Origin of the sequence: Pontivivens marinum, from assembly GCF_900231835.1 — a bacterium.
GTDB lineage: Bacteria > Pseudomonadota > Alphaproteobacteria > Rhodobacterales > Rhodobacteraceae > Pontivivens > Pontivivens marinum.
Map to the genome: position 1 here is coordinate 1 of NZ_OCTN01000017.1, position 9,208 is coordinate 9,208.

Consider the following 9,208-nt stretch of genomic DNA (forward strand, 5'->3'; position numbering starts at 1 on the left):
CGTATCTCAGGATTGTCAGGCGGACGGTCGCGTCTGACAGTTTTGGGATCGACACCAACGAGCCTGCACGCCCGACGTTGCGAGATATCATGATCTCGCATCGCCCGAAGTGCAGCTTCCCGTCGTTCACTTGATGTCGTTAGTTCTTTCCCAGCAGATATTTCAGGACGACGTTGTCCAGCATGGTATCCGCCAGAAGACGTTTCAATTTGGCATTCTCGTCCGTGACCGCACGCAGCTTTGCTGCATCTGACACCTCCATGCCGCCATACTGAGACTTGAACTTGTAAAACGTTCCTTGGCTGAGGCCGTGCTTGCGGCACACATCCGCAGTCGACACCCCAGCTTCTTGCTCTTTGATCATCCCAATAATCTGGGCTTCGCTAAAACGGCTCTTTCGCATCTGTTTGCTCCTTCAAAAGGTTGAGCAAGCTCTGCATTAAAGTGAGGGAAGTTTCAGGGGGCAGGTCACGCGCAGCGTATCGGTGATGCGAAATCGCCAATGTCAGCACGTTTTTATATCTGAAAGGCTTGCGCTAAAAACATTGCTGTTTGTTACCATGCTATGCGTTTGCCTCGTTGTCCTATCCGGTTAGAGAGTCGACAAATTCCACATATGCGCGCATATTTTTTACAACTACGAGAATTTACGTGTGTTGCGAAAGTTGCGGTAGGTATTCGGTGTCCAATTCACTCGAATCTAATTGATGAGCGCGTGTGGTGCATGTGATTTATTGAAATGTCGGGGCGTGATCAAAGCTGGTCATGGTCAGGTATGAGTTTGACCTGCAAGATATCGGTTCTTAGTGGACCGAGGGAGTGATCAGTTGAAACGGAACTTGGTACTCACCGTCGCCATTGGGCTCACCGTGATCTGCACTGTTATCGGGATCAATAAGCAGACCAATATACTGGCAAATAAAACTCTGATCGCACGGTCCGAGGCCAGTGCGAATACATGGGCGACCCATTTTTCGGCGCAAATCGGTGGGTTTTCGCAGGTTATTGAGCAGGGTGCGGTTGATACGCAGCAATTGCAGACCCTGAACGAGGCGCGCAGCTTCGTCGATGTGTTCAGGTTCAAGATTTTCAACACTGATGGACAGCTGATCCTGCTATCCGACGATGTTGATGTAAATGATGCCGAATTCCTGATCGATGACGAAACAAATACGAGGGCGCTAGATGTTCTGAGCACGGGCGCGCCGGTTTCCGTCATTAATGATGGGCGTTTGCGCGACAACCGACCGGATTGGTATGCGGAAAACTACCTGCCTCTGACCGAGGACGGTCAGATTATCGGCGTCGTGGAAATCTATGTAGATGTATCCGAAGCGCGTGAGACTATTTTCGGCGGATTTCGTGAGTTATCGCAGGCCATTTCCTATATTCTGATCATCGCCGCTTTGGTGCCGCTCGGCATCCTGATCTATTTCGTGCGGAATTTGCGGAGTTATAACAGATACCTATCCGAGGCGCGTAAGGCGGCGGGCGCCGCGGCCAAGGCTAAGAGCCGGTTCTTGGCCAATATGAGCCATGAAATCAGAACGCCCATGAACGGCGTGATTGGCATGGCCGAATTGTTGAACGAAACCGATCTGAACCCTGAACAAAAATCCTTCACCGCAACGATCATGCAATCTGCAAATGCGCTGCTGGTCATTATCAATGACGTGCTCGATTTCTCTAAAATCGAATCCGGCCACATCTCGATTAACAACCATCCCTTTAACATCCATTCCTGCATCCAGGACGCCGCAATTTTGCTGGCCCCTGCGGCTGAGGGGAAGGATCTGGAACTCTGTATTGATATTGATGACAATATTCCCGTCTGGGTCAGTGGCGACGATGCCCGCCTGCGTCAGTGTATGCTGAACCTGATCGGCAACGCGGTGAAGTTCACCAAGACCGGTCACATTGAAATCAGTGTCCGTGCGGCCGATCAGGACAGATTAGCATTTGCGATCAGGGATACGGGCATCGGTATTCCCGAGGATAAGAAGGACAAGATTTTTGCTGACTTTGAGCAAGTCGAAAGCAGTGAAACACGGGAGATTGAGGGAACCGGTCTAGGCTTGGCCATCACTCGCAAGCTGATCAAGCTGATGGGCGGCGAAATCAACTTCACCAGCAAGATGGGCGTCGGTACTGAGTTTTCGTTTACGCTGCCATTTCCCGCTGCTCCTGTCCCTGAAGAAGACGTACCTGTTGAGCCAATCGACTTGGCCGGGATACATGCCCTGATTGTTGACGATCTGAAGGTGAACCGCCGTATCCAAACCGACAGATTGCAAAGCTTTGGCATGACCTCGGTTGCCGTGGACTCATGCGATGCAGCGCTGGAATTGCTGGCAAGCGAAGAGGGTGACGGGGTGTTCGACATCGCAATTCTGGATCACCACATGCCAAGGCGTTCTGGCGCCGATCTGGCCGAGGCAATTCGTGCCAATCCACGGACTGCGGATTTGCCCATCATCTTCCTGTCATCTGGCAATCTGGAAACGCTCAAGAGCCGGACGGAGCGTTTGGGAATATCGGGCTTCCTGAACAAGCCATTCAAAACCATTGATCTAAAGGCGACTATCAACGCGGCTGCGCAAGCGGCACCTGTCGTTAAACCGGAACCCGTGCCGCTGAAGGTGGTAACCGGTGGGCACGCCTTTAGCTGCGATCTACGCGTCGCCATTGCCGAGGATAACACGATCAACCGCGTCTTGATGCAGAAGATGATCGGGTCGATGGTTGCTGAACTGGTCTTTTGGGAAAATGGCGAAATCGCGGTTGCGCAAATAGATCAATGGGCACCTGATCTGGTGTTTATGGACGTTTCCATGCCGGTTCTGGACGGGTTGGGAGCGACACGCGCCATTCGCCAACGTGAGTTTGAGGACGGCAAAGCCGAAGTTCCGATTATCGCTCTAACTGCAAACGCGATGGCTGAGGATAAGGACCGGTGCTTGGACGCAGGTATGAACGGCTACCTGTCGAAGCCCGTTCGGAAGGCAGATATTATCGAAATCCTGGCAACGCATGCGCGGGCAGCTGCAAAATAGCTGCCAGTCGCCCACGCAATTTGATGCCTGCATAGTCGAAAATTGCATGTGAATGTCGGTGATGACCTACGCCATACGCCTCCAAGTTACGATTTCGCATGCTGGGGAAGCCGGTAGTTCGATTGGTTTTAACGAATTGGTCTATTCTTCTTTTCTATCGGGTGCTTAGACCTGTCAGAGAGCATATGGTTACGTTGCTCAAGTTCATGCGGAATTGTGTCACAATTCACCAAAATGCTTGTTTTATTGGGGTGCGGCGGGCCGATCTGCGGGCAGGGGCTGACATAAAACCTTCAAATAGCTGTCACTGAAAGTCGCAAAAACAACTTCATGAGTGCCGCCAGAAACGGAGCGCATAACGTGTTCCCTTGCTAGTGGAGTCCCCCATGTCGATGAAGACCCTTCTTGCCGCTACAGCGCTGACCAGTGCGCTGGCTGTTCCTGCCTTTGCCCAGACCGAGATCGAATTCTGGCACGCCATGGGCGGCAGCCTTGGTGATACGGTAAACCAGATCGCGACTGATTTTAACGCGTCGCAGGACGAAGTTCAGATCACGCCTGTTTTCAAGGGCACCTATGAGGAAGCTCTGACATCCGGTATCGCGGCCTTCCGCGCGGGTGAGCAGCCAAACATCCTTCAGGTTTTTGATGCTGGCGCCGCCACCGTCATCGGCGCACGTGGCGCTGTTGTTCCTGTTGAAACACTGCTGACCGATGCCGGCGCTGATTTCGATATTGAGGATTACATCGCTGGCGTGCGTTACTTCTACGCCGATGCAGATGGCACCATGATCGGCATGCCGTTCAACTCCTCCACTCCTGTCATGTATTACAACGTTGAGGCGTTGGAGACTGCTGGCGTAACTGCGCCTGTAACTTGGGAAGAATTCCAGACCGTAACAGCGCCTGCGCTGGCCGAAGCCGGCTACATCCCGATGACCCAGTCCCACATGCCGTGGATATTTACCGAGAACTTCTTCTCGCGTCACAACCTGCAATTCGCGACTGCGAATAACGGCTATGACGGCACGGACGTGACCATCAACATGGACTCGCCAGAATTGATGGCGCACTGGGCTGCGTTCAAATCCTGGGTCGATCAGGGCTATGCAGGCTTCTACGGCGCGGCATGGGGCGACAACGCAACCCCGTTCGAGCAGGGTGAAGTTGCAATGTGGCTGGGTTCCTCCGGCTCCTTCGGCGGCTTGCAGCAGACAGCTGACTTCGAATTCTCCGCGACTTACCTGCCTTACTGGGAGGGCGTCACGTCCGAGCCTACACAGACCTTCATCGGTGGTGCTGCTCTGTTCGCGATGTCTGGTCATTCGGATGAAGAAAATGCGGCAACCGCAGCATTCTTCGAGTACCTGACCTCGCCCGAGGTTCAGTTCATGTGGCACCAGCAGACCGGTTACGTTCCTGTGACCGAGGCAGCTTACGAGCTGGCAAAGTCCGAAGGCCACTACGAAGAATTCCCCGCAGCCGAGATTGGCATCCAGCAGCTTCAGTTGCCAGCGGGTGAGTGGACACGCGGTTATCGCATGGGCTTCTACGTTCAGATCCGTGACGTGATGAACCGTGAATACACACGCTTCCTGCAAGGTGATGTCGAGCTGGAGGACGCATTCGCGACCATCAAGACCGAGGCAGACGAGCTGCTGGCACGTTTCGCACAAACTCAGGGCGGCTAAGCCTTTCTTGCCGACTTAAGTAAAACAGGCAGTCGCTTTCGGGCGGCTGCCATTTTCCGCTTTCAGGACGATGAAATCTTATGAAACGAGCAGCCTTTAATCACCGGCTATTACCCGTGGCCCTGCTGGTGCCGCAGATCGCGATTATCGCAATATTCTTTTACTGGCCGGCATGGACCGCGATCCAGTCGTCGTTCTACCTCGAAGATCCGTTCGGCTTCGGCTCGACCTTTGTGGGAACAGACAATTACACGCGGTTATTCGCATCATCCGAGTATCTGAAGGTTGCTCAGTTTACGATCCTGTTCACCGTCATCATCACAGTGTTTGCGTTGGGTGCCGCGCTGCTGCTGGCGGTAAAGGCTGACAAGGTTTTGCGCGGCGCACGGACCTATCGCACCCTGCTGATGTGGGTTTATGCGATCGCGCCACCGGTTGCCGGCTTTATCGGCGTTATGCTGTTTGACCAGAATATCGGCCCGATGACAGACCTGTTTAACTGGCTTGGTCATGATTACCGTCTGGGCCTGAACTATATGGACACGGCCTTTGCGATGACGATCACGTCGATCTGGATCCAGATCCCGGTGAACTTCATCTTCTTCTTGTCGGGTCTGCAATCGATCCCGCAATCGGTGAAGGAAGCGGCGATGATCGACAATGCGTCGCCCACCCGCCGGTTCTGGGAGACGACATTTCCGCTGCTGGCGCCAACCGCGTTTTTCCTGCTGATCATCAACATCACCTACGCGCTGTTCGACACGTTCGGTGTGATCGATACCATTGTGTACGGCAATCCAGCCTCGAACCCTATGACACTGGTTTATAAGGTTTTTGTCGATGGATTCCGTGGCAACGATATTGGCGGTTCGTCCGCGCAATCGGTCGTTCTGATGCTGCTGGTGCTGGGTCTGACGATCTTCCAGTTCCGCATGCTCGAACGCCGCATTCATTATACCTGAGGGAACAAAGACATGACCGATACAACCCTCTCCATGCCAGTGCAGGTGGCCCCACGGGGGCGTCGCATTCGGCTATCCGTTATCGGGGATCACTTCGTTCTGATCCTTGGCGCGCTGTTCATGATGGCGCCGATCTACATGACGCTGACCACGGCCAGCCATGAAAACCTGACCATCCACCGCGAGGGCCTGCAATTCCTGTTCGGGGGTGAGCTGCTGAACAACTTTGACGCGGCCATGTTCGGGCAGGGCGGTTTTTCCGGCGAGATTACCGGCATGAGTATGCTCAAGAACTCCCTGATCCTGGGCATGGGATTTGCGCTGGGTAAGATCGTGCTGTCGATGATGGCGGCCTATGCGATTGTGTATTTCCGGCTGCGGTTTGCTACCTTTGCGTTCTGGGTGATCTTTACCACGCTGCTGCTGCCGCTAGAGGTCCGCATCGTGCCCTCCTATGAGGTCATCACCGGATTGGGGCTGGCAAACACCTATACCGGATTGATCGTGCCGCTGCTGGCATCGGCCACGGGGACGTTTTTCTTCCGCCAGTACTTCTTGTCGATCCCCGAGGAACTGGTCGAGGCGGCGCGCATTGACGGGGCAGGGCCGGTGAAATTCTTCATCGACATCCTGGTTCCGTTGAGCCGGACAATGATCGCTGCGATCTTTATCGTGATGTTTGTCTACGGGTGGAACCAGTACCTGTGGCCCACGCTGATCACGACGGATGAAGGGCTGTATACCCTGGTGCGCGGTATCAAGCAGATCCGCCAATCGCTGGCCGAGAGCAACCAGATCCCCGCCTACGGACAGGCCATGGCGCTGTCTATTATCGCGATCCTCCCGCCTGTGCTGATCGTCGTATTTCTACAGAATTGGTTCATCAAGGGCCTCGTCGAGTCGGATAAATAAGGACAATAACAATGGCTACTGTACGCCTTTCCAATATCTCCAAGACCTATCCAAACGGCGCAAAGGCCGTTCATCCGACCTCGTTCGACATTGCGGATGGTGAGTTGATCGTGCTGGTTGGCCCGTCCGGTTGTGGCAAATCCACGCTGCTGCGCATGGTTGCGGGGCTGGAGGACATCACCACCGGTGAGCTGAGCATCGGTGAGCGGATTGTGAATACTCTGGACCCGGCCGAGCGTGACATCGCGATGGTTTTCCAGAACTACGCCCTGTACCCGCATATGACTGTCGGTAAAAACATGGCCTATGGCCTGAAAAACCGCGGCATCGACAAGGCAACCATCGCGGCCAAGGTGGACACCGCCGCGCAGATGCTGAACCTGACGGAATATCTGGATCGTCGCCCCTCGCAACTCTCGGGCGGGCAGCGCCAGCGTGTCGCCATGGGGCGTGCGATTGTGCGCGATCCGGCGCTGTTCCTGTTTGATGAGCCGCTGTCCAATCTGGATGCAAAGCTGCGCAACCAGATGCGGATCGAAATCCGTGCCCTGCAACGTCGCCTGAACACGACGGCGATGTATGTGACCCACGATCAGGTTGAGGCGATGACCATGGCGGACCGCATCGTTGTGTTGAATGGCGGGCAGGTGGAGCAGATCGGCACGCCGTCGGAAATCTATCGCGCGCCTGCATCGACCTTTGTTGCCAGCTTTATGGGCGCGCCGCCGATGAACCTGATCCCTGCGCACTATAACGGCAATGGCACTGTTGCGGTTGGGTCGCTGAGCCTGCCCATTGCCCGCCCTGCGGATCATAAGGGCGAGGTGGTTCTGGGTATCCGCCCCGAGGACGCAACCATTGGCGGCACGACGCCGTTCAAGCTGGACTTGATTGAGGAACTGGGCGCAAATCGTTTGCTGCACGGCACGATTGACGGCAATGCCTTTACGGTTAATGCGCCGAATGATGATCAGCCGCTTGCCACGGACCTGACGCTTAGCTTACCCAACGATACCTTGCACCTGTTTCATGGTGAGAGCGGGGTGCGGCTATGATCCGTGTGGTTGAGCAGCTAACCCTAGTCACGGATGCTGAACGGAACCGCATCCTGACAGACCCGCGCACGCCCGAGGCGCATCGTGCGTTGATGGCGGATATTCCGGCGATGACGGAACTGCAGCGCGGCGGCACGGCCACTCGTGAGGTTTTGCCAAAGGCCCCGAATGTCATCGCGTGGAATCTGGAACGGTGCCTGTTCCCGGAGCAAAGCGCCGAACATCTGGTCCCGCATAGCCCGACCTTGATACTGCTATCCGAAATGGATTCCGGTATGTCCCGCACGGGGCAGCGCAACACCACTGCGGCAATGGCGGATGCGTTGGGAATGTGCTTCGCCTATGGGGTGGAGTTTCACGAGCTGGGGCTGGGCGGCCCCACGGAGCGTCAGTTCTGCAAGGATGACTTCAACGAGGCCGGTTGGCACGGCAACGCGATCCTGTCCGCTGCACCAATGCGGGATGCGACCATGATCCGGCTGGACGATCACGGCCATTGGTTCTGTTCCGACATCGGCGCGAGCGATCCCGAGCAACCCCGGGTTGGTGGTCGCATGGCAATTGCTGCGATAATCGAGACCGAGGCAGGCCCCGTTTGTGCCGTTTCCACCCATCTGGAAAGCAACGCGGATGAGGCCCATCGTCAAGGTCAGATGGAACGCCTGCTGGATGGAGTTGACAGCTTTGCAGGCGATCTGCCGGTCGTTCTGGGCGGCGATCTGAACACCGGTAATCATCTGGAGCCGGACTTCGACTGGCGGCGTGAAACCCTGTTCGATTATGCGCGGGGACGTGGCTATCACTGGCACGCAAATCCCGACGGGATCACGACCCGTGCCAGCCTGATCACCCCGCATATCACACGACAGATGAAGCTGGATTGGTTCGCCCTGCGCGGGTTCGAGGGGGCGGACAACGCGATCCTGTCCTCCATCGGTATCTCCGGCACACCGCTATCGGACCATGATCCGGTGCTGACAACGCTGGTTTAACGGCCGGAAAATTTGATGTGTGGGGGCGCCGGTCACAACGACCGGCGCCCCTTTGCGTTAGGTCAGAATGCGTCGCATTGCAGGGATGCGTGACAGGATCAGCACGTCCAGCGCCATCACCGCCAGCAGAGTCAAACCGGCCAGCGGGAAGGCCAGCGATACGGCCAGTCCTACCAGCGCAGCACCCTGCCACAATGGCATATCACGGGGCATCGGGGGGGCGGCCAAACGACCAGCCTTGGACGGGCGGCGCTTCCACCACATGACGGCACCGCTGACACTGATAAAGATCACGGACAGGCAGAACACCGTGTTCAGGATCACGTTCCACCAGCCCATGTCGCCCTCGTGAAAAGCGATGCCGACCGCCATTCCTTGCCCATAGATCGAGTAATCGGCGAAACGCACATCTGCCAGAATACGACCGGTATATTGGTCCACATGGACGGTGACCTGCTCCCCATTGAGTCCGCTAATTTAGGTTAGCTCTGTTCAGGTTTTGGTCTTCCTTTGACCGGTTAACATATTCGGCTGGTGTTAGGC

General features: G+C 55.6%; 7 protein-coding genes and 1 pseudogene. 6 read left to right on the plus strand and 2 right to left on the minus strand.

Annotated features, from left to right (window positions below; all coding sequences use genetic code 11):
• Positions 1-139: 139 nt before the first annotated feature.
• Positions 140-403 (minus strand): transposase, encoded by a 264-nt coding sequence (locus CR254_RS17635; RefSeq protein WP_425440299.1) that lies wholly within the window; start codon positions 401-403, stop codon positions 140-142.
• Positions 404-827: 424 nt separating this feature from the next.
• Between CR254_RS17635 and CR254_RS17640 the strand changes: the two genes are divergently transcribed.
• From CR254_RS17640 to CR254_RS17665, 6 genes are all read left to right on the plus strand, one after another.
• On the plus strand, positions 828-3,053 hold the full coding sequence (locus tag CR254_RS17640) for a response regulator (RefSeq protein WP_097932356.1): 2,226 nt from the start codon (positions 828-830) through the stop codon (positions 3,051-3,053).
• Positions 3,054-3,445: 392 nt separating this feature from the next.
• On the plus strand, positions 3,446-4,744 hold the full coding sequence (locus CR254_RS17645) for an extracellular solute-binding protein (protein WP_219618045.1): 1,299 nt from the start codon (positions 3,446-3,448) through the stop codon (positions 4,742-4,744).
• Positions 4,745-4,824: 80 nt separating this feature from the next.
• Positions 4,825-5,706, plus strand: coding sequence for an ABC transporter permease subunit (locus CR254_RS17650; protein ID WP_097932359.1), 882 nt, complete (start codon positions 4,825-4,827; stop codon positions 5,704-5,706).
• Positions 5,707-5,739: 33 nt separating this feature from the next.
• The gene (locus tag CR254_RS17655) at positions 5,740-6,618 is read left to right on the plus strand and encodes an ABC transporter permease subunit (protein WP_097932367.1); all 879 of its coding nucleotides are present in this window, start codon (positions 5,740-5,742) and stop codon (positions 6,616-6,618) included.
• A gap of 11 nt (positions 6,619-6,629) precedes the next feature.
• Positions 6,630-7,673 carry a sn-glycerol-3-phosphate ABC transporter ATP-binding protein UgpC gene (ugpC, locus tag CR254_RS17660; RefSeq protein WP_097932361.1) on the plus strand — a complete coding sequence of 348 codons (1,044 nt, stop codon included), beginning with the start codon at positions 6,630-6,632 and terminating at the stop codon, positions 7,671-7,673.
• Positions 7,670-8,665 carry an endonuclease/exonuclease/phosphatase family protein gene (locus CR254_RS17665; RefSeq protein WP_097932363.1) on the plus strand — a complete coding sequence of 332 codons (996 nt, stop codon included), beginning with the start codon at positions 7,670-7,672 and terminating at the stop codon, positions 8,663-8,665. Before ugpC ends, CR254_RS17665 begins: the two co-directional genes overlap by 4 nt.
• A 57-nt stretch (positions 8,666-8,722) precedes the next feature.
• Here CR254_RS17665 and CR254_RS17670 read toward each other — a convergent pair.
• A pseudogene (locus tag CR254_RS17670) lies at positions 8,723-9,115 on the minus strand (PepSY domain-containing protein); the annotation flags it as partial.
• Between the last annotated feature and the right edge of the window lie 93 nt (positions 9,116-9,208).